The 20,683-nt window shown below is 29.6% G+C and carries 16 protein-coding genes and 1 pseudogene; 14 read left to right on the top strand and 3 right to left on the bottom strand.

Translation table 11 applies throughout. The features are described from left to right. Position 1 precedes the first annotated feature (1 nt). From CLPUN_RS18475 to CLPUN_RS27750, 5 genes are all read left to right on the top strand, one after another. Complete coding sequence (locus CLPUN_RS18475; protein WP_077848710.1) at positions 2-772, top strand: polysaccharide deacetylase family protein; 771 nt, start codon at positions 2-4, stop codon at positions 770-772. A gap of 456 nt (positions 773-1,228) precedes the next feature. Further along, a complete protein-coding gene (locus CLPUN_RS18465) occupies positions 1,229-2,428 on the top strand; it encodes an endo-1,4-beta-xylanase (RefSeq protein WP_077848709.1) in 1,200 nt (399 codons plus the stop codon). 406 nt (positions 2,429-2,834) lie between these two features. Further along, on the top strand, positions 2,835-2,993 hold the full coding sequence (locus CLPUN_RS27755) for a hypothetical protein (protein ID WP_158078800.1): 159 nt from the start codon (positions 2,835-2,837) through the stop codon (positions 2,991-2,993). A 212-nt stretch (positions 2,994-3,205) separates the two neighbouring features. Continuing rightward, positions 3,206-4,315 (top strand): alpha/beta hydrolase, encoded by a 1,110-nt coding sequence (locus CLPUN_RS18460; protein WP_242954180.1) that lies wholly within the window; start codon positions 3,206-3,208, stop codon positions 4,313-4,315. Beyond that, the gene (locus CLPUN_RS27750) at positions 4,269-4,505 is read left to right on the top strand and encodes a dockerin type I domain-containing protein (RefSeq protein WP_341425890.1); all 237 of its coding nucleotides are present in this window, start codon (positions 4,269-4,271) and stop codon (positions 4,503-4,505) included. Before CLPUN_RS18460 ends, CLPUN_RS27750 begins: the two co-directional genes overlap by 47 nt. 295 nt (positions 4,506-4,800) lie before the next feature. Here the strand turns inward: CLPUN_RS27750 and CLPUN_RS18455 are convergent, their stop codons facing one another. Then, on the bottom strand, positions 4,801-5,700 hold the full coding sequence (locus tag CLPUN_RS18455; RefSeq protein ID WP_077848708.1) for a helix-turn-helix domain-containing protein: 900 nt from the start codon (positions 5,698-5,700) through the stop codon (positions 4,801-4,803). Positions 5,701-6,046: 346 nt separating this feature from the next. Here CLPUN_RS18455 and CLPUN_RS18450 point away from each other — a divergent pair, with 346 nt between their 5' ends. Then, positions 6,047-6,988: a DMT family transporter gene (locus CLPUN_RS18450; RefSeq protein ID WP_077848707.1), complete on the top strand. Its 942-nt coding sequence runs from the start codon at positions 6,047-6,049 to the stop codon at positions 6,986-6,988. A gap of 112 nt (positions 6,989-7,100) precedes the next feature. After that, positions 7,101-8,510, top strand: a pseudogene (locus CLPUN_RS18445) (peptidoglycan-binding protein); the annotation flags it as partial. A 162-nt stretch (positions 8,511-8,672) separates the two neighbouring features. On the opposite strand, the gene CLPUN_RS18440 reads toward CLPUN_RS18445, so the two are convergent. After that, positions 8,673-9,677 carry an AraC family transcriptional regulator gene (locus CLPUN_RS18440; RefSeq protein ID WP_077848705.1) on the bottom strand — a complete coding sequence of 335 codons (1,005 nt, stop codon included), beginning with the start codon at positions 9,675-9,677 and terminating at the stop codon, positions 8,673-8,675. A 300-nt stretch (positions 9,678-9,977) separates the two neighbouring features. Here CLPUN_RS18440 and CLPUN_RS18435 point away from each other — a divergent pair, with 300 nt between their 5' ends. From CLPUN_RS18435 to CLPUN_RS18420, 4 genes are all read left to right on the top strand, one after another. Beyond that, a complete protein-coding gene (locus CLPUN_RS18435) occupies positions 9,978-11,351 on the top strand; it encodes a PTS transporter subunit EIIC (protein ID WP_077848704.1) in 1,374 nt (457 codons plus the stop codon). A 45-nt stretch (positions 11,352-11,396) separates the two neighbouring features. Further along, positions 11,397-12,884 carry a glycoside hydrolase family 1 protein gene (locus CLPUN_RS18430; protein WP_077848703.1) on the top strand — a complete coding sequence of 496 codons (1,488 nt, stop codon included), beginning with the start codon at positions 11,397-11,399 and terminating at the stop codon, positions 12,882-12,884. A 120-nt stretch (positions 12,885-13,004) separates the two neighbouring features. Beyond that, positions 13,005-13,508, top strand: a complete 504-nt coding sequence (locus CLPUN_RS18425) for a PTS sugar transporter subunit IIA (RefSeq protein WP_077848702.1) — start codon at positions 13,005-13,007, stop codon at positions 13,506-13,508. 157 nt (positions 13,509-13,665) lie between these two features. After that, positions 13,666-13,875, top strand: a complete 210-nt coding sequence (locus tag CLPUN_RS18420) for an alpha/beta-type small acid-soluble spore protein (RefSeq protein ID WP_077848701.1) — start codon at positions 13,666-13,668, stop codon at positions 13,873-13,875. 373 nt (positions 13,876-14,248) lie between these two features. On the opposite strand, the gene CLPUN_RS18415 is transcribed toward CLPUN_RS18420, so the two are convergent. Next, the gene (locus tag CLPUN_RS18415) at positions 14,249-15,547 is read right to left on the bottom strand and encodes an Nramp family divalent metal transporter (RefSeq protein ID WP_077848700.1); all 1,299 of its coding nucleotides are present in this window, start codon (positions 15,545-15,547) and stop codon (positions 14,249-14,251) included. 330 nt (positions 15,548-15,877) lie between these two features. On the opposite strand from CLPUN_RS18415, the gene CLPUN_RS18410 reads away from it, so the two are divergent. The 3 genes from CLPUN_RS18410 to CLPUN_RS18400 all read left to right on the top strand — a co-directional run bounded on the left by CLPUN_RS18410 (position 15,878) and on the right by CLPUN_RS18400 (position 20,605). Beyond that, a complete protein-coding gene (locus CLPUN_RS18410; RefSeq protein ID WP_077848699.1) occupies positions 15,878-16,348 on the top strand; it encodes an iron dependent repressor, metal binding and dimerization domain protein in 471 nt (156 codons plus the stop codon). A 475-nt stretch (positions 16,349-16,823) separates the two neighbouring features. Further along, complete coding sequence (locus tag CLPUN_RS18405; RefSeq protein WP_077848698.1) at positions 16,824-17,873, top strand: galactose ABC transporter substrate-binding protein; 1,050 nt, start codon at positions 16,824-16,826, stop codon at positions 17,871-17,873. Positions 17,874-18,922: 1,049 nt separating this feature from the next. Continuing rightward, entirely contained in the window at positions 18,923-20,605 is a 1,683-nt protein-coding gene (locus CLPUN_RS18400; protein ID WP_077848697.1) for a ribonuclease J, read from the top strand. The last annotated feature ends 78 nt before the right edge of the window (positions 20,606-20,683 follow it).

Here is a 20,683-nt window from a genome sequence, read left to right as displayed (position 1 = left end):
TATGAAAAAATTTGTTGTTTCAATTATTGGTATTGCAATATTCATGTTAACATTTGTATTAAATGCAAATGCTGCAACAGCGATAAAAGTTCCAGTACTAATGTATCATAGGATCGAAACAAATCCTAATAGAAGTGATATATGGCAAATAAGTTTAATTGAATTTAAACAGGAAATGGAATATTTAAAAAACAACGGTTATACTACACTTACTAATGATCAGTTTTACAACATTATTACTAAAAAAGCTCCTATGCCAGTAAAACCAGTTCTTTTAACCTTTGATGGTGCGACAATAGATTTTTATAACAATGTATATCCTATACTTAAACAATATGAATTTAATGCTACAGAATATGTTGTAACAGATCAGATTGGCACATCTTGGGGAAGTTCATCAGATATAATTAGAATAATGAACGAAAATCAACTCAAAACAGTAGCAAACAACAAAATAGAATTGGAAAATCACTCTACAACACATGGGCATATTGCAAATTTGAGTACTGGAGAACTAACAAAAAGAATAAGTGGTGCAACTGCTAAACTTGAAAATTTAACCAATAAACCAGTAAAGTACTTTGCATATCCATTTGGTGAATCAAGTAACAATTTTATTAAGGTTTTAAAAAGTTTAAATGTAAAAATGGCTTTTAAAGTAGGTGGAGGAATGGCTACAGATTCTAGTGATTTAATGAATATGCCAAGAATAGCTATTGTTAATACTGATAATATTACAACGTTTACAAGAAAATTAATAACTGGAAATTAATTCCGGAAGTGTTAGCAGTGTTCGTGATATTTATTTTACTTTTCCAACAATATCAAACCTGGAAAAATTGTTGGATTATTCGATTTCCATAGTAAGTATGGATATATAGCAGTAAGAAATGATAATGGAACTAAAAAACTTATTCAATGTAATTTAGATGGCTTAGAAACTTCTGTTGATCTTACTAATAATATTGTGTATCTAAAGGTGGATGGTGATTGCAATACACAAATAGCCAAATTCTATTATAGTTACAATGCTAGTACTTGGGCACAGTTGGCAGTAATCTCAAAATGCATTTTTTCTACAAATTATGGTTTGTATGGTACAGGTTCGCTCTCTTTAATTATACTAGTGGCTGTGCTGACTTTGATTACTTTAAATTTAGTTCGAATGCAACAGGTGTAGGTAACTAGTTTGTAGCTGACAATTATTTATTAAAAGGAGGAAAACAATATGAAAAAATATATAAGTATGATTTTGTCTGCAACTCTTATAATTTCTACATTTCTCACTTCAGGAATTCAGGTAAAAGCAGCAACGACAACTAAAGCAGCAACTAATGTAAATAATGCTAATTTATTGAATACTTATGGAAATGTGTTTGGAAAGGTAGGAACTACATTAGGATCATCTCAAATTTTAGATCGCAATGCAATAAATGCTACAAAGAAGGAATACAATAGTGTAACCCCAGAAAATGAAATGAAACCTGATGCTGTTTTAGGTCATTCTGCAAATGTGATTTCTATATCACAAGCAAAAGCACTTGGTTACTATATTCCTGATAATTATCCAGAAAGTACAGTTCCAAAACTTGATTTTACAACTGTAGATAATATGTTGAAATTTTGTTATGAAAATGGATTATCAATGCGTGGTCATACACTTGTTTGGCACTCTCAGACTCCAGACTGGTACTTTAGAAATGGTTATAACCCAAATGGAAACTATGTAAATCAAAATGTTATGAATAAGAGAATGGAATTCTACATTAAATCTGTTATGGGACATGTTTTTTCAAGCAAATATGGAAGTGCAGTTTATGCATGGGATGTTGTAAATGAATACTTACATGCAGAAAGTGCTGGAGGCTCTGGATGGCAAAAAATTTATGGCAGTAATCTTGGAGCGAGAGCAGGTTTTGTAAAACAAGCCTTTCAATATGCGTATGAGACATTGGAGTATTTTGGTTTAACAAATAAAGTAAAGTTATTTTATAATGATTACAACGAATATATGGAAGTGAATAATATAATTAATTTGATTAATTATATTAATTCAGGTAAGAAAATATGTGCAGGAATTGGTATGCAGTCTCATTTAACTACTCAATTCCCATCAGTTGCTTATTATAAAAGTGCATTGAATGCATTTGCAAAAGCAGGATTTGAAATTCAAATTACGGAGCTTGATGCTGGGTGCACTTCTTTATCAGAACAAGCAAAATATTATTATGACTTAATGTCTGCTATTCTATCTGCTAAAAAATCAGGTGCTAATATTACAGCCCTTGTATTTTGGGGACTAAGTGATGATCATTCATGGCGTTCTAAAGAGAAACCATTATTGTATTCTAATTATTCAACACCAAAAGAGGCGTATTATTCAGTTTTAAAAGCATATTTTGATGCAGGATATACTCTTGCTAAGTAATTAAAGGTTTCGATGATACATCTGTTGTAAAAAAATTATTCAAATTGTTGATTATAATTTACAATGCATATTCAAATGATGCATAGAAGTTTTCTATAAAATCTTCTTTAGCAAGCGGTGCATATGCTATTGCAGCTATGAGTAGTAAACAAACTAAGGTATTAGATGATCATAACTTTGAAATTTCTGATGGCACCAATGTATGCCAATAGGCTTATAGAGGAAACAGCAATCAGTTATAAGGATTCGAACCAACTAATTAATTTTAAAATTTTGGTAATATATAAGTGGATTTATGTCAATATAGTAGAAATAAATCCACTTATATTGTACTTATAGCTAGTAATTCAGATTCTTTAAGAGTCATGCAATAGTAGTAGAATGCAGTTTTTTGTTCCATCCTGTCATGATATATCGTAGAAGATATATATTGGCGGTGAACTCAAAGTCGCTAGAATTAGCCAATTTTACAAAAGATACACCGAATCTTGACTATGGTGTTATCATAAAAAATCTAGAAACAAATGAACTAATTGATATTCTAATGGAAAATGCAGCAACCTAGTTAGGATTTAGTGCCGAAGCCACTTCTTTATGAATAATTTATCAAAAATTAATTATTTAAGTATAAAAACATATCTTAAAGAAAAGTTGTTAATAAAAAATGATCAATCTACAAAATTTTATTAAATAAGTAGATATATAATTTACTTAGATGATTTATAGAAAAATGGCAGTTTAAAACAAATATATTAATAATTAAAAGGAGCTGTTCATATGTCAAAAAAATTAAAAATGATTTTATCAAAGATTGTTGTTGGAACTATAGCTATGTCTGTATGTTATTTAGCTGGTAATTATAATGTTAATGCGTTTGCGGTGACTACAAGCACTAAGGCTATTCAAGAAATTACTGCAGGCACAGGTACAACTTTTGCTGATACAAATGCACCAGAAATTAATGTAAAAGATGAAGGACAAAAATTACAATCTACTGAAAATAAGGTACAAGCTAAGGATGACTATAAAGCTCCTTACGGTTTTGATACTAATAAACCTAATGTAAAATATGGAACTTTAAAAGAAGTATCTTATTATTCAAAAACAACTGGAACTAAAAGAAATTGTTATGTGCTATTACCAGTAAACTATTCAACCCAGAAAAAATACCCTGTTTTATATTTATTGCATGGTATAGGCGGCACAGATTCTGAATGGCTCAATGCAAATCCAGCTGCAATAATCGGAAATCTAGTTGCTGAAAACAAAGCTTCAGATATGATTGTAGTAATGCCTAATGTTCGTGCTGCTGAAAATGATTCAGTACCCCAAAATATTTTGAGTCAAGAAAATATGAATGCTTTTGATAACTTTATAAATGATTTAAACAATGATTTAATGCCTTTTATTAACTCTAATTATTCGGTCAAACAAGGTAGAGAAAATACTGCTATAGCTGGGCTCTCAATGGGGGGAAGAGAATCATTATTTATAGGTTTTAAAAAACTCGATAAGTTTGCTTATATAGGTGCCTTTTCTCCTGCACCAGGACTTCTTCCAGATAGTGTATTAAATTATTCTGGTCAATTTACTAAGGCACAGTTTACAATTCCCCAAAACTCTATCAATATTCCTAAACTCGTAATGATATGCACTGGAAATAACGATGGTGTTGTTGGAAATACACCTAATACTTATCACCAAACACTAATTGAGAATAAAGTTAACCATATTTGGTATACAACTGATGGTGGTCATGATTTTACAGTTTGGAAACATGGTCTTTATAACTTTGCAAAAAGTATTTTTAACTATGGTAATATTAAAAGTAATGCATTAGATTGCATTTACCCAATATATACTTGCAGGAATAGGCAATATAAATAAAGCAAATGCAGACGTAAATAAGGATGGAAGAATTAATACAGCAGATCTTTTTGCATTAAGAAAAATTATTTTAAGAAATTTCCAAATAATATTTATAGGTTACCGTTTTGCTTTATTCAATTATGCGACAAAAGCAGCAGGTGGCTTTGTTGATTTTGATTATTTTAGAATATCAGGTGTAGATAGTTAAGTAGCTTAAAATCATTGTAACTTCAAAACATATGATATTACTGATAAGTTTATTTCTTATGTAAATTAAGCACTAAATAGCTTGCTTTCCATATCAGAAGAAAAAGTACTTGGTTATTATATTTTATAATTTGATAACAGTTTTTTTACTCAATAAAAAGCGGATATTGGTTGATATCCGCTTTCATATATAATCTTTTCTATGGATATCTATCACGTTTCTAAGAAGTTCATATCTGTTTCCTTACCTTCCTTGTACATTATTTGAAGATAAAAAAGAAAACTTATATTCTGTACTATCTATTATATTTATTTCTATACTCAGAAGGTGTGCAATTTCTATATTTTTTAAATACTTTTCCAAAGTAACTTATTCCATTAAAGCCAACATCAAAAGCAATGTTGGAAATAGATTCATTATTTTTCAGAAGAAGTTCACAGGCTTTTGAAATTCTATATTCCATTAAATATTCAAAAGGTGTTATTTTTAAAATCCTCTTAAAACTTCGACAGCATTCGCTTTTGCTTATATTTGCTGCCATTGCAATATTGTCTAAAAGAACATTGTCTGCATAATATTTATGTATATATTGCATTGCCAGCTTTACACGCTCATTATCATTATAAATTGTAGCAGCAGAGTCTCTTATTTCTTCTTTAATTTCTCTAGCTAAGTTTAACCAAAGAATACCTAAATAGTTCTTCATTTCTAATTCATAGCCATAGTTTTTTTCGTTAGATAAGGCAAAAATTACTTTTAAATAATCCAATATCTTTTTCTGCCACTGAATATTAGGTTTTAAACTTATAAATTTTAAATTTTTACTTTCAATGATTGGAATTAAATACTTTTTTTCGATAAGTGATGCTTCAGCACCTCCAATTAAAGCTGGATCAAAATTAAGGGAAAACATCATACAATTACTATTGTCATAAGGTTTAATTTGATGGAGAACGTTTGAATTTATCATAATTCCTTCACCTGGAGCTAAAGTTATTTTTTCATCCTCAATAAAAACAACTACTTTATCATAAAGTGAATATGAAAATTGTAGTTCTTTATGCCAATGCCATCTTATATATCCCTCTTCGAACAGATTAAAGCTATCAGTATAAATTGCCAGTGGAAAATCATAAGAACCATGTTTTACTGTTTCTTGTAAATTATCATTTACTTCTATCCTGGTTGCTTGCATTTTTATCATCTCGCTAATATAGTTTTAATTTTTGATAATATATTAATTGTAAAAGGTCTAAAATAATAATAAGATTATTACAGATTTATTTAAAAGAATCAATATATTTGTAATAAATATAGTATTTTACACGCATATTTTTTTATGTGATGATTTTTCTAAATAAACAATATGCTGTTCAGATATGTACTTAAAATACAATAAGTGTACATGTATATTCCGCAAATAAATGAATATGAGATTGGGAGATCTTTAATGAAATTAACAAATTTAAAGTATATTAAGAGAGAGTTTGAATTTTATTTGATGTGTTTAAAATGGTTATAAAGAAAGTGAGTGAAAATAATTGAAATCTAAATTAAGAATAAAAGGAATAATACTTGTAATTATAGCTGCAATGTTATGGGGAGTATCTGGGACAGTTGCTCAATATCTATTTCAGAAAAAGGAATTTAGTGCAGAATGGCTTGTTGTAATTCGTTTATTACTATCAGGAATAATTCTATTATTCTATTCTTCTATTAAAGGTAAACAGGATATATTTGAAATATGGAAGTCTAAAGATGATAGGTTAAAGCTTATATTATTTAGTATCATAGGTATGTTAGGTGTTCAATATACATATTTTGCTGCTATAAAATATGGAAATGCAGCAACAGCTACAATACTTCAATATTTATCACCAGTTATAATAACTTGTTATTTAGCTATTCGGACTAAAAAGATGCCAGAACTGCAAGAAACTATAGCTATTATCCTAGCAATGTTAGGTACATTCCTTATTATTACAAAAGGTAATATTCATAGTATATCTATTTCTAAGCTATCCTTATTTTGGGGAATTAGTTCAGCCTTTGGAGCTGCTTTTTATACAGTGCAGCCACGTTCCCTTCTTACCAAATGGGGTTCGTTATTAATAGTTGGATGGGCAATGCTAATAGGGGGAATAACGTTCAGTTTTATACATCAGCCATGGAATTGTGTTGGACAATGGTCTATTACTTCAGTATTGGCTGTTGTATTTGTAGTCCTATTTGGAACTCTGATTGCGTTTACTTGCTTCTTGGAAAGTTTAAAATATATAAAACCAACAGAGTCAAGTATATTATCAGCAGCAGAACCCTTATCAGCAGCTTTATTAGCTGTAGTATGGTTACATGAACAGCTTGGAATAGGGCAATGGTTAGGAACAGGTTTAATTATAATTACCATTATAATTTTGTCCTATGCTAAACGTGGAGAAAGTTCAAAAAAGGTAGAAGAAATAGTTACTAACATGGATTCCTAGTACCAATAGATACAAAAATTAAAATAATAAAAATTTAATTGCAGCATACATACATACATATTATTACCATAAAATTTAAATTGGGATATATATAGTAATAAATGGTGATCTTAATAAATATAATATTTTGAGAAAAAATATAGAGAGGCAATATATGGAGAATATAAATAACATAAATCCCATGTCAAATATAGGTAGGTTAAAAGTTCAATGTTTTAGAGGTGATAATTATATTCCAATTGATGGAGCCAAGATAACTGTAACAGGTACAGAAGGAACTGAAAGTTTACAGACTATTGATTTAGTTACTGATACATCTGGATTAACACAAGAAATAGATTTATCAGCTCCGCCCTTAGAGTATTCCTTAAATAAAGAAAATACTCAGTTACCGTATAGTTTATATGATATAACTGTTGAAAGAGATGGTTTTAGGCCAATAGTAATACGGGGGTGCCAAGTATTTTCCACTAGAGTTGCATATCAAATCTGTAATTTAGAAGTAAGTTTAGGAAGAGGTGATATGAGGCAGGAGATTATAAACATACAACCTAATACGTTAAATGGAAACTTTCCTCCTAAAATACCAGAAGAGGAAGAGAAACCTGTGCCACCACCAACCTCAGGTGTTGTATTACCTGAACCTGTAGTTCCAGAATATATTATTGTTCATCAAGGAAGCCCAAATGATGATTCAGCACCAAATTATAAAGTACCATTTAAAGATTATATTAAAAATGTTGCTTCATGTGAAATATACTCAACTTGGAATGATTCAGCCTTAAGAGCAAATATTTATTGTATTATATCTTTTACCTTAAATAGAATTTTTACGGAATGGTATAGAGGAAAAGGAAAGAACTATGATATTACAAGCTCTACAGCTTATGACCATGCATTTAATTATGGTAGAAATATTTATGATAATATAAGTCGAATTGTAGACGAGATTTTTTCTACTTATGTAAAAAGAATTGGAAGGAAACAGCCGCTTTTTACACAATATTGTGATGGTAAAAGCGTCAGCTGTCCTCAGTGGTTAAGTCAATGGGGAAGTCAAGAATTAGCTCAGCAAGGTAGATTTCCATATGATATATTGAGATATTATTATGGAGATAACATTGAATTAGTTACAGCTAAAGAAGTTGAAGGAAGTCCACAATCCTATCCGGGACGTCCATTGACTATAGGATCAACTGGTCCAAATGTAAGAACAATTCAAGGTCAATTAAATAGAATAGCTAGAAACTATCCATTAATTCCAAGGCAGGCTGAGGATGGTCAATATGGCGAAAGAACTGCAGAGGCAGTAAAAGTATTTCAACAAATATTTACCTTACCACAAACAGGTGTAGTTGATTATGCAACTTGGTATAAAATATCCGATGTTTATGTTGGAGTAACAAAACTTGCAGAACTTACTACTACCGAGTCTAGTAGACAATGGCTAGGAAGAGAGTTTATACCACCAATTATACCAGGAATGGAGGATAAGAGGGGAATTCCTAAATTTTATTATTAAATAGATTAAAAGAGAGTGTCGCAAAGTGATTAAAACTTAATTAAGAGCGGTACTCTATTTTCTTTTAGCACAACAAGTAAAGTTAATAAAAACAGTAAGGAACAGAAAACAGAATTATCCTCGAAATATAGAACAATTAAATTTCTTTAAACATATACGATATTATAAATGCTTTCCTTGCCTGTTTAATTCCCTATATTCCTTTGGAGACATAGAGAAATAACTTTGAAATTTATTAAAAAAGAAGCCATGATTTGAGAAACCAGCTTCATCAGCAATTTCATGCACTGTTTTCTGAGAATTTATGAGAAGAAAGCTGGCAAAGGTCATTTGTTGAATTAGTTTTAATTCTTTAAAGGATTTTCCAGTTTTTTTCTTCAAAAATGTACTTAAATAGTTGATATTGTAGCCAAAAGTATGAGCTACTTCGGAGAGTGTGCATGTTAAATAATTGGATTGAATATATTCTAAGATCTTTATAAGTTGTGTATCTTTTTTTGATTCAAAGAATTCTATATTTTCTCTAAGCTGAATTGTACGCAAAATTTCAGTAAATAGAATAATCATGTATGAGTCAATTACTTCTGCTGAGCCTATAATTTGATCAAAATATTCACATGATAGATTTTCAACAATAGAAGGGATTTTTGATTTATCTTGTGAACGTAAAACAATGTATTGATAATGATTTTGGTTATCTGATATAGCATTTAACAGAAAATTTGCAATAACGCCATGATTAGATAATCGTGTAAGGAAGCCTGTAGAAAAGAAGGATTTAGTCATAGCTATATTGAGAACAATATCATTTTCTTGCAAACGTTCTGTAGAATGGATTACGTTTGTATCAAGAATACAGAGATCTCCTTTATACAATGTTTTTGGTGTTCCATTAATTAAATATGTACATTTTCCAGAATAAATATAGTTTAGTTCAATTACATTATGAGTATGAGGTCGGAGATAAGTAAATCTATCATCCTTATGCATTGCAATTTTGTTTTCTTTTAAAACAGATTTAAACTCAAAAATATAATATTCTTTTCTATCAGATATAAGTTTTTTTAAGTTTTTATAATGACTGCTTAAGTAATTAGGATTAGTTAAGTAGTTTATTTCACGTCTAGTATGTTGTCTTAAAAAGTTATCAAGTTCTTTTACATCCATTTTAAATTTTCCTCTCTATAAATAAGTTAATTTATATTAGATTTTAATAATATGAAGTTTTGTAACTCAATATATGTAACTTTGAAATTGAAAGCAATTGTTTTCAAGTATAAAATATAACTGTAGCTACAAATGATTAAATGTTTTCATAAGTTATTATTTTAATAAGTTAAATTTTTAAGAAAAAATATGAATAAGTAATACTTTAGAATAATGGTAACAAAATATGATAAAGGTTTCAATAATTACATTTTATAAACAATAAAGAAGATGAATTATTAAAATATAGGGAGTGAAATTATGAATTATGTTAATTTAGCAAAGGAAATTTTGCAAAAAATTGGTGGAGTAGATAATGTAAAGTATGTAACTCATTGTGCAACAAGACTTAGATTTAATTTAATAGATGAAAATAAAGCGGATTCAGAGGCTATTAAAAATATAAAAGGTGTGACAGGATTTATAAATAAAGGTGGGCAATTTCAAGTAATTATTGGAACAGATGTTTCTCATGTTTATGATGAAGTTGCAAAGTTAACGTCTGATAAAGTGGAAGAAGCTGACAAAGTAACTTCAACTAAAAAAGAAAGTATTTTATCTCGTGTTCTTGATACAATTGCAGGTATATTTACACCAGTGTTACCTGCTATAACAGGAGCAGCAATGGTTAAGACTCTGTTAATATTATTAGCTAATGTTTTTAAAATTATGTCTGTGCAGTCTCAAGAATATATAATCTTAAATTTCGTATCAGATACTGCATTTTATTTCTTACCAATTATGCTTGCGTATACAGCTGCTAAAAAATTCAACATGAATCCATTTATGGCAATGACACTTGGTGGTATGATGTTACATCCAACATTTGCTGGGTTAGTAAATGCTTCACCACAGAGTCCACTTAATTTTTTTGGACTTCCAGTTACCTTGGCTAAATATGGATCAACAGTTATTCCGATTATTTTAGTGGTTTGGGCTGGTTCATACGTTGAGAGATTTGCTGACAAAGTATCACCTAAGATCGTTAGATTCTTTTTAAAGCCTTTTTTAACATTACTTATAATGACTCCTGTTACTTTAGTTATAGTTGGACCATTAGGAGCAATTATAGCTAATTATGTTTCAGCTGGAATGGGAGTATTGTATAACTCTGCACCTTGGCTAGTTGCTCTTATTCTTGGAGCATTTTCACCTGTACTTGTTATGACAGGAATGCATTATGCACTTATACCAATCGTTATGCAGTCAATGACAACTTATGGCTACGATTTAATGGGAGTTGGATATTTAGTAGCAAATATTGCTCAAGGAGCAGCTGCATTAGCGGTAGCTAAGAAAACTCGAAACAAAGAATTTAAGTCGATTGCAGGAAGTGCAGGCTTTACAGCACTTATTGGAGTAACAGAGCCAGCAATGTATGGTATTAATATTAAATTAAAGAAACCATTTTATTCAGTACTTGTAGCAGGAGGAATAGCAGGACTTTATTGTGGAATTACAAGTGTTAAGCGTATGGCATTTGCGCCAACAGGAATTTTGACACTTCCAATTTTTATCGATCCAAATTCTGCAGGAAATTTAATTAATGCGGCTATTGGATGTGTAATTGCATTTGTGATTTCTTTTGCTTTAACACTTTACATAGGTTTTGAAGATGTAAGAGAGTTAGATTAATTATTAATAATATAAAATTAAATGCTGAAGGAGAGGGACAAATAAATGTTGAAAGATATAGAGCAAACTACTAAAACAGGATTTTCAAAAGACTTTTTATGGGGAGGTGCTATTGCAGCATCTCAAGCAGATGGAGCTTATAATGAAGGTGGAAAAGGCTTAGATACTCAAGATTTACGTTATTTTGATTCATCCTGGAATCGTGAGAAAAGAAATGAAAATAGAAATATTAATATGACTAGTGAAAGGTTTGAAACTGCATTAAAAGCAACTGAAATAGAGAATTATCCATTTAGATGGGGAATTGATTTCTATCACAATTACAAAAATGATTTGGCTTTATTTGAAGAAATGGGAATGAAAGTTTTTAGAACTAGTATTAATTGGGCAAGAATTTTTCCAAATGGTGATGATGAAAATCCCAATGAAGAAGGAATTCAATTTTATATTGATTTGTTTGAGGAGTGCCACAAAAAAGGCATGAAGGTGTTTGCAACAATTCTTCATTATAATATTCCAGCAAATTTAGTGGTAAAGTATGGGGGTTGGAAGAATCGTAAGACAATTGATTTTTATTTACGCTATGCAAAAGTATTATTTGAAAGGATAGGTAACAGGGTTGATTATTGGTTACCTTTCAATGAAATTAATGCAGGTAAATTTAATCCATATAATGGTGTTTGTTTAATTAAAGATCAGGAAGATGATTATGAAAGTGCCATATTTCAATGCATACATCATCAATTTATTGCTAATGCATTAACAATAAAGCTGGCTCATGAAATTTTACCAGGTTCCATGGTAGGAGGAATGATTGCAAGATTTACTACATATCCAGCAACCTGCAAACCTGATGATGTTATGCAGATGATATTAGATGACCAATATTCAAATTTCTTCTATACAGATGTTATGGCAAGAGGAAAGTATCCTGCTTATATGGAACGTTATTTTAGAAAGAATAAGGTGAAAATTCAAAAGCAAGCTGGAGATGATGAGCTGCTAGCTAAAAATACCGTTGATTTCTTGAGTTTTTCATACTATATGTCTATGGTATCTACAACAGATAAAGAGTGGGCAAAAGCAAGTGGAAACTTAGTTACAGGAAATAAAAATCCGCATCTAAAATCAAGTGATTGGGGATGGCAAATTGATCCGGTGGGATTAAGGATTAGTTTAAATCAAATGTATGATAGATATCAATTACCTTTGTTCATTGCAGAAAATGGAATAGGTGCTTTTGATGAAATTGGTGAAGATGGAAAAATTCATGATCAATATAGAATTGAATATCTAAGAGAACATATTGCTCAAATGAAAGAAGCCATAATTGATGGTGTCAATTTAATTGGATATACAATGTGGGGAATTATAGATATCATTTCTTGTGGAACAATTGAAATGAGTAAGCGTTATGGAGTTATTTATGTAGATAGAGATGAAAGAGGACAAGGTACTAATAAACGTATAAAAAAAGATTCCTTCTATTGGTATAAAAAGTGTATTGAAAGTGATGGTGAAAAATTAGATTAATATTTATGGTAAATGTAGTAAATTAAATCACTGAAATAACAGAAGAGTGACATTAGTTGCTCTTTTGTTTCAATTAAAGAGGAATCTATTAATAAATAAGATTGAAGGGATGTTACATAAATGTTAAAAAAAATATTAGGAAAGCTATCTAAAAATATTAAAGATGAAGAAGTATTTGCTTATACATCAGGAGAAATTGTAAAGATTGAAAAGGTTCCAGATCCAATTTTCAGCGAAAAAATGATGGGAGAAGGAATTGCAATTATGCCATCAGATGGCAAAGTTGTTGCACCAATAGATGGAGAAATTATTATGATTGCAGAAACAAAACATGCTTTTGCATTGAGAACAGCGCTAGGTGAAGAAATTCTTATTCATATTGGATTAGAGACCGTTGAACTTAAGGGTGAAGGATTCACATCTTTTGTTAAAGTAGGAGATAAAGTTACAAGGGGACAATCAATTATAGAAGCAGATTTAGAGTATATTGAAAAAAATGCAAACAGTAAACTTATTATTTTAGTTATTACAAATAGTTTAGAGGGTAAATATAATTTTGAATGGGAAAATACACAAAAGGCTAAAGTAGGAGAAACAAAACTATTTTCGACATGTTTGAAATAAAATAAAAATATTATTAAAAAGTTCCATCAGTTAAAGTTATGTAATAAACACTTTAAATACCACTTTTGCTAACAATTTAATAGATTATAATTTGTGATGTTGGTTAACATACTACTGCCAGGCAAAAATTTATATTAATTAAGGGAGGTAGATATTTATGGCTTCAAACAATAGTGGATCAAACAGAACAGTAGTACCAGGAGCAAAGGCAGGTTTAAGCAGATTAAAAACTGAGGTTGCTTCAGAAATTGGATTACAAGACTATGAAAATCAAGACAAAGGAAACCTTTCTTCAAGACAAAATGGAAGCGTTGGCGGCTACATGGTAAAACACATGATTGAAAGCTACGAACAAGGCTTAAAATAATTAATAAGCTGAGAACGAGACAATCAAATTTTGCCAAGGAACTTTGACTATTTCCTTCGCGGCAATAAAGGCTGGTAGAACATATACAATACTGTTGTATACTTGCTCTACTGGCCTTTTATAATTATAAAAGTGTTAGAAGCTTATTTAGATATTACTTTAATGTATTTCGTATGTAAAATTATATATGAAATTTTTTCAAATAAATAGAAAACTCTTCAAATGCTAATATGCATAAGAAGAGTTTCTATCTAGGTACTTAAATATTTAATTATATATGATGAAATTTTAATTCTTCAGAAATGATCTACTATTACAAATTTTAATGTAGATTACTTTTTACAACATATATAAAACAATACCTAAGATAATATTAAGCATTTCCAGTAAAAGTTAAGCATAAGAGAACTACATTTAATAGTATTATTATAGCAGCTATAAAAACACCTAGGACCCTCACAAAGCGAGTGTTAACTAAAATACCCATTAAGTCTTTGCGTTTAGCTATAATAAGCATCTGGATAATTGGAAATGGTAAAATAAAACTGAGTACTACTTGACTTAAAATAAGTGCATTCATTGGATTTATTCCTAGTGCAATTATTATTAATGCTGGCATCATAGTTATTAGTCTTCTAATGTTTACTGGTATGCTTAAATTTACGAAGCCCTTCATTATTGTTTGTCCGGCCATGGTTCCAACGGCAGAAGAGGACAAGCCTGATGCAAGAAGTGCTATTCCAAAGGCGCTGCTGGATAAAGAACCTAATAATGGCTGCAAGGAAGTATGAGCCTGCTCCATTGTATCAACTACTAATCCATTTCTGTTAAATATAGCAGCAGATACTACAACCATTGCAGCATTTACTACAAAAGCAATATTCATAGCAATGGTAACATCAATCTTTTCCATTTTTAAATGTTTCAATTTGCCTTCGTTAGATGAATCAACACCTCTATGCTGAACCAACTGTGAATGTAAATATATTACATGAGGCATAACTGTTGCACCAAGCATTCCTACAGCAATTAATACAGCTTCGCTATTAGGGAGTGATGGAATTAGTGTGTGAATTCCAACTTGAAACCAATCTGGTTTAGCAAGAAATAATTCTAAGGTATATGCTATACAGATAATTGAAACAAATATTGATATTATTATTTCAATAGCCTTTTGACCATATCTCTCCATATAACAGATGATATATGTTATCAATCCCGTTATAAGTCCTGCATATATCATAGGTATATGAAACAATAAATATAATCCTAAGGTGCCCCCAAGGAATTCTGCCAAATCAGTTGCCATAGCACCTATTTCTGCAACAAACCAAAATATCCAGTTTATACTTTTAGGAAATACTTTAGAACACATTTCTGGAAGGCTATGACCTGTTGCAATTCCAAGTTTTGCGGACATTATCTGTAAAAATATGGCCATTAGATTGCTGAATAAAATAACCCAAATCAATGCATAATTAAATTTTGATCCTCCACTAATATTAGTTGCAAAATTTCCTGGATCTACGTATGCTACGCTTACTACAAAAGCTGGACCTAAAAATTTTGTAAGTTGCCTTAATTTTCTTATATCAGTATCTATAGCACCTCTTAACGTTAAAAATTTAGAGGAAAGTATACTAGTGTTTTTTAAATTTCTTTCGTTTTCCACGAAAATACATCACCTTTCTAATGGTATTTTTATATAAGTTCTAATTAAATTTCTACATTAAAATAGTAGAAAAATTAATTTAGTGACCATTTTACATTTCGTTCTTTGAAATTTATCCTTGGAGTTTTTAGAATTTATTGTTCACTACTAACTGTAAATTGTTAATTAGAACATACATATGATTATCATAGTTATTAACACTTAACTTTCTTAGCCTAGACTAAATCTGTTTCATACATATAAACTATGTAGCAATTTATGGTATGTTACATTTATGTGATTCAAGCATATAATGAATTAAATAAATTAGGTTTAAAGGTGGGGGAGAATATGGCTAAAAATGATTTTCATACTTTTAATGAATATATGAAAAAAGAAGATAATTCACTTACAGCTTCTATGGAAGATTATCTTGAAATGATATATAGATTATCAATAAATACTGGATTTACAAGAATTAATGAACTTTCTGCTGCACTTAATGTACAGCCTCCTTCTGCTACGAAAATGGTACAGAAACTAAAAGAATTAAAACTTCTCAAATATGAAAAGTATGGTATTGTTCTACTTGAAGAAGAAGGAAAAAGCCTTGGAGAAGCATTGCTTAATCGGCATAATACTATTGAAAATTTTTTGAGAATTCTTGACATTCCTGAAGGTGAAATATTAGATGAAACAGAAAAAATTGAGCATACAATAAGTAAAAAAACAACCATGTGTTTTCGAGATTTTATACAATTTATGAAAGCTAATCCTAATATAGTCCATGAATTTAAAGCTTATAGAAATTCCTTAAAATGATACAAATGAATTTATGTTGGTAGAAATTTTAGTAATTATAGCACTTAATATACATTCTAATAAATAAACTACATACATTTGGCTAATGCTCAACTAATGTACAGGAGAGTTTAATGTAGTAAATCAATTAGAACTTATATATTTCAATAAAACAATAAAATATTAATTACTACAAATTCAACATCTAAATTGCAATATATATATATGAAATTGAATATAAAAAACAACAAATATAGATGGTTAATTTATTATGAAATTGGCTAAAATAATGATATGAATTTTAAAGACATTTTTAAATTCTTAGAATTATTTTACCGCTGAATAAAAGTTTCATAATCATGATGTTTTATTTAAATAAGTATTTATATATATGTTGCAAAAAGAATATACATTGAAAACAGTTATTGTTATTTAATTTTGTTGCAAAATTACAATATATAGAGATAATTTGTTGTTGGATAAAGGTGGGATTATAATGGCAGCACTAAAAAAGAGGTTGTTAATTACACAATTGTTAATTATTTTATTTACTATAATATTCTTGTGTAATGGAAATGGAATTTCTATTAAAACAATAAATGAAAGACAAAATCCTATAAAAGCAGCAGTTTTATTATATAGATTTGATGATGCATATATTTCTTTGGTTCGGCAGAGTTTTGAGGAAATTCAAAAAAATAATGAAGGTAAAATTGAATTCACTTTTTATGATGGGAAGAATGATCAACAAATACAAAATCAAACTATTGATACACTGCTGGAAAATAAAAGTGCTGACCTCTTGCTGCTAAATATGGTTAATGAAAAAGATGGATATGAAGTTATTGATAGAATTAAGGGATATAATGTTCCAGTAGTCTTATTTAATAGAGAGCCACTTGATATCGGGGCGGTTCAATCCTATAATAAAGCTTATTTTGTAGGAACAAATGCGGCAGAAGCAGGAGTTCTACAAGGAAGAATTCTTATAGATGAATGGAATAAAAATAAAACAGCAATAGATATAAATGGAGATAACATACTTCAGTATATTATGTTAATGGGGGAAAGTGATAATAAAGAAGCAATTGAAAGAACACAATATTCTGTTTCAACAATTAATGATGCTCAAATACAAACCCAGCAGCTTGAATTAGCAGTTTGTGACTGGAATAGAGAAGTAGCTAGGGATAGATTTGAACAACTATTTTTATATTATGGAAATAAAATTGAAGCAATAATTTCTAATAATGATGAAATGGCAATAGGAGCTATTGAAGCATTGCAAAAGTATGGATATAATACAGGCGATAGTTCAAAAACAATATCCGTTGTTGGAATTGATGCTTTGCCAGCAGCTCAAGAATTAATTAAACAAGGAAAAATGACAGGTTCTGTTCTTCAAGATGCGCCAGCTATGGCAGAAGCATGTTATGTTATTGGAACTAACTTACTTAGTGGAAAACCACCGCTTGAAGGTACTCAATATAAATTTGATGAAACTGGAGTTGCAGTTCGCATACCTTATAAAGAATATATGGATTAAGACATATTCTCCTAAATAACAAGGTAGTATATTAGTCCGTTTTATCCTAATACTTTGTCAGCAGGTTTGCTTAATAGCTGCTATGAGGCAAACATACTTTCTTGCTTAGCACTAAATATACCTGGAATTATTAACGTGCTATTTTCTTTAATATGATTAAGTTTATATAAAGATATGCATTGATATAAATAAAATTTACTAAATTATTGTGAAATAATAACGTTAGATTTGTTTTACATAAGATAGAAAATAGTTAATAATATAAATTTATGAGTGTAATTAAGAATAAGTTTCTTGTTACACTCATATTATATGTGTTATATTTTATATATAGGTTTATTAGATGATTATAATCATATACAAATATTAGGTTTGTTAAATAGTTTATAGTGAATATAAAAATATTAGGTTCATGAAATAGATTATAGTGATATAATAATATTAAGTTTATAAAAATAGTTCGTAATTATATAAGCATGTGTGGTAAAAAAAGATGAATGAATATAGATAATATGAATTTTAATATCACAAATTTGTATTTATTCAAGTTTTTTTATAATAGTATAAAAAGATGTATTCATAAATGTTAAGGTTTAGCTGCTCTAAGTTTAATTTTAATCTTTGCAAAATTAATTGTTATAAATATATTGCTTAGACAAATTAGATCAAATATGGATTAATCCGTATTAGGGTGATACTACGGATCGGAATTAGGCACATTTTAAGTACATTCAAAATAAGATTATGAAATAATGAAAAAATTTAGTGGTAGCTAAGTTCTAATTTTTATCCTTAAAAAGGATATTATACCGCTTGAGGATATATTGTGACCTTTGATGGTACAATTGCAACATGATGGGAATTGTCCTTATTGAGAGGGTAAATTGTGATACCTGTTGTTACAATGCCCTCCTTGAGGTAACGTTGTGCCCATATGTGTATAAATAAATGTTTCAAGTTTCAAGTAATTAAGGTAGTATTTCTATCAACAAAAATCTACTTGATCCTAGGAAAGACTTTATGGACTTAGTTACAAGTTAGGAGATAAAATGGAAAACAAGAATAAAAGTAAAAATAAAAGCAAATTAAAAGTAATACCTCTAGGAGGTCTTGGTGAAGTTGGTAAAAATATAACTGCCTTTGAATATGAAGAGGAAATAGTAATTATAGATTGCGGATTATCATTTCCAGATGAAGAGCTTTATGGAATTGACCTTGTAATTCCTGATATAACATACTTAATAAAAAACAAAGAAAAGGTAAAAGGATTTTTTATAACTCATGGACATGAAGATCATATAGGAGCACTTCCATATGTTTTAAAACAAATTAATGTACCTGTATATGGTACAAAATTAACCTTAGGTTTAATTGAAAGTAAACTACAAGAGCATGGAATACTTAGCGATTGTACATTAAATACTGTTAAAGCTGGGGAAATTTTAGAAATAGGAAGCTTAAAAATTGAATTTATTAGAACAAATCATAGTATAGCTGATAGTTGTTCTATTGCTTTGCACACACCTGTAGGAATAATAGTTCATACTGGTGATTTTAAAATTGATTTTACACCAATTGATGGAGAAGTTATTGACCTGCAAAGATATGCACAGCTAGGTAAAATGGGGGTAGTGCTTTTAATGGCTGAGAGTACTAATGCTCTTCAACCAGGTTATACAATGTCAGAAAAAACCGTTGGTGAAACGTTAGAAAATCTTTTCTCTAAAGCAAAGGGAAGGGTTATAGTAGCTACCTTTGCATCTAATATTCATAGAGTCCAGCAGATTGCAAATGCTTCTGTGAAAAATGGCAGAAAGATTGCTTTTAGTGGAAGAAGTATGGAAAAGATAAATGAAGTTGCAAGAACACTTGGGTATTTGTTTATACCAGAGGAAATGATAATAGATTTAAATGATATTAAAAAATATCCAAATGAGAGAGTTACAATAATAACTACTGGAAGCCAAGGTGAACCTATGGCAGCCCTTACAAGAATAGCAGCAGCTACTCATAGAAGCATTCAAATAGAAAAGGGAGATACAGTTATTATTTCAGCAACGCCAATCCCAGGTAATCAAAAGGCTGTATCAAATGTAATAAATGATTTAACAGAAAAAGGTGCTAATGTAATATATAAGTCAATAGAAGCAATACACGTTTCAGGTCATGCTTGTGAACAAGAACTTAGACTTATTCATGCATTATTAAAACCAAAATTTTTCATGCCAATACATGGAGAATTTAAGCATTTAAGAAGTCACGCTAAAATTGCAGAAAATATGGGAATGGATACATCCAATATATTCATAATGGAAACAGGAGATATATTAGAGGTAAATAGAACTAAAGCACAGATAGCTGGTAAGGTGCCATTTGGAAGAGTATTAATAGATGGTGCAGGCGTAGGAGATGTAGGTAATATCGTACTTAGAGATAGAAAAAATCTAGGGCAGGATGGTATTATAACAGTTGTTATAGCTATAGATAGAGCAAGCAAAACAGTTATATCTGGTCCAGATATAATTACAAGAGGTTTTGTGTATGTTAGAGATTCAGAAGAACTGATTAGAGAGATTAGGGGAATAGTTATTAAAAGTGTTGATAAATGCCTTGATAACAATTTAACTCAATGGTCAGAAATAAAAAATACTATACGAAGAGATGTAGATAGTTTTGTTTATACAAAAATGAAAAGAAAGCCTATGATTTTGCCTGTGATTACTGAGATATAATATAATTTACAAATTATAAAAAGCAAACTATTATTTTTATGAAATGTGTTGACATAATGGTTTAGTAAACTGTAGCAA

The organism is Clostridium puniceum, assembly GCF_002006345.1.
GTDB classification, from domain to species: Bacteria; Bacillota; Clostridia; order Clostridiales; family Clostridiaceae; genus Clostridium; species Clostridium puniceum.
The sequence above is the reverse complement of the archived record's forward strand: the minus strand, read 5'-3'. Positions and strand labels throughout refer to the sequence as shown.

Coding starts and splice junctions, on each gene's coding strand:
- CLPUN_RS18475 (WP_077848710.1), top strand. CDS start 2: ATGAAAAAATTTGTTGTTTCAATTATTGGTATTGCAATATTCATGTTA.
- CLPUN_RS18465 (WP_077848709.1), top strand. CDS start 1,229: ATGAAAAAATATATAAGTATGATTTTGTCTGCAACTCTTATAATTTCT.
- CLPUN_RS27755 (WP_158078800.1), top strand. CDS start 2,835: ATGATATATCGTAGAAGATATATATTGGCGGTGAACTCAAAGTCGCTA.
- CLPUN_RS18460 (WP_242954180.1), top strand. CDS start 3,206: ATGTCAAAAAAATTAAAAATGATTTTATCAAAGATTGTTGTTGGAACT.
- CLPUN_RS18455 (WP_077848708.1), bottom strand. CDS start 5,700: ATGCAAGCAACCAGGATAGAAGTAAATGATAATTTACAAGAAACAGTA.
- CLPUN_RS18440 (WP_077848705.1), bottom strand. CDS start 9,677: ATGGATGTAAAAGAACTTGATAACTTTTTAAGACAACATACTAGACGT.
- CLPUN_RS18435 (WP_077848704.1), top strand. CDS start 9,978: ATGAATTATGTTAATTTAGCAAAGGAAATTTTGCAAAAAATTGGTGGA.
- CLPUN_RS18430 (WP_077848703.1), top strand. CDS start 11,397: ATGTTGAAAGATATAGAGCAAACTACTAAAACAGGATTTTCAAAAGAC.
- CLPUN_RS18425 (WP_077848702.1), top strand. CDS start 13,005: ATGTTAAAAAAAATATTAGGAAAGCTATCTAAAAATATTAAAGATGAA.
- CLPUN_RS18420 (WP_077848701.1), top strand. CDS start 13,666: ATGGCTTCAAACAATAGTGGATCAAACAGAACAGTAGTACCAGGAGCA.
- CLPUN_RS18410 (WP_077848699.1), top strand. CDS start 15,878: ATGGCTAAAAATGATTTTCATACTTTTAATGAATATATGAAAAAAGAA.
- CLPUN_RS18405 (WP_077848698.1), top strand. CDS start 16,824: ATGGCAGCACTAAAAAAGAGGTTGTTAATTACACAATTGTTAATTATT.
- CLPUN_RS18400 (WP_077848697.1), top strand. CDS start 18,923: ATGGAAAACAAGAATAAAAGTAAAAATAAAAGCAAATTAAAAGTAATA.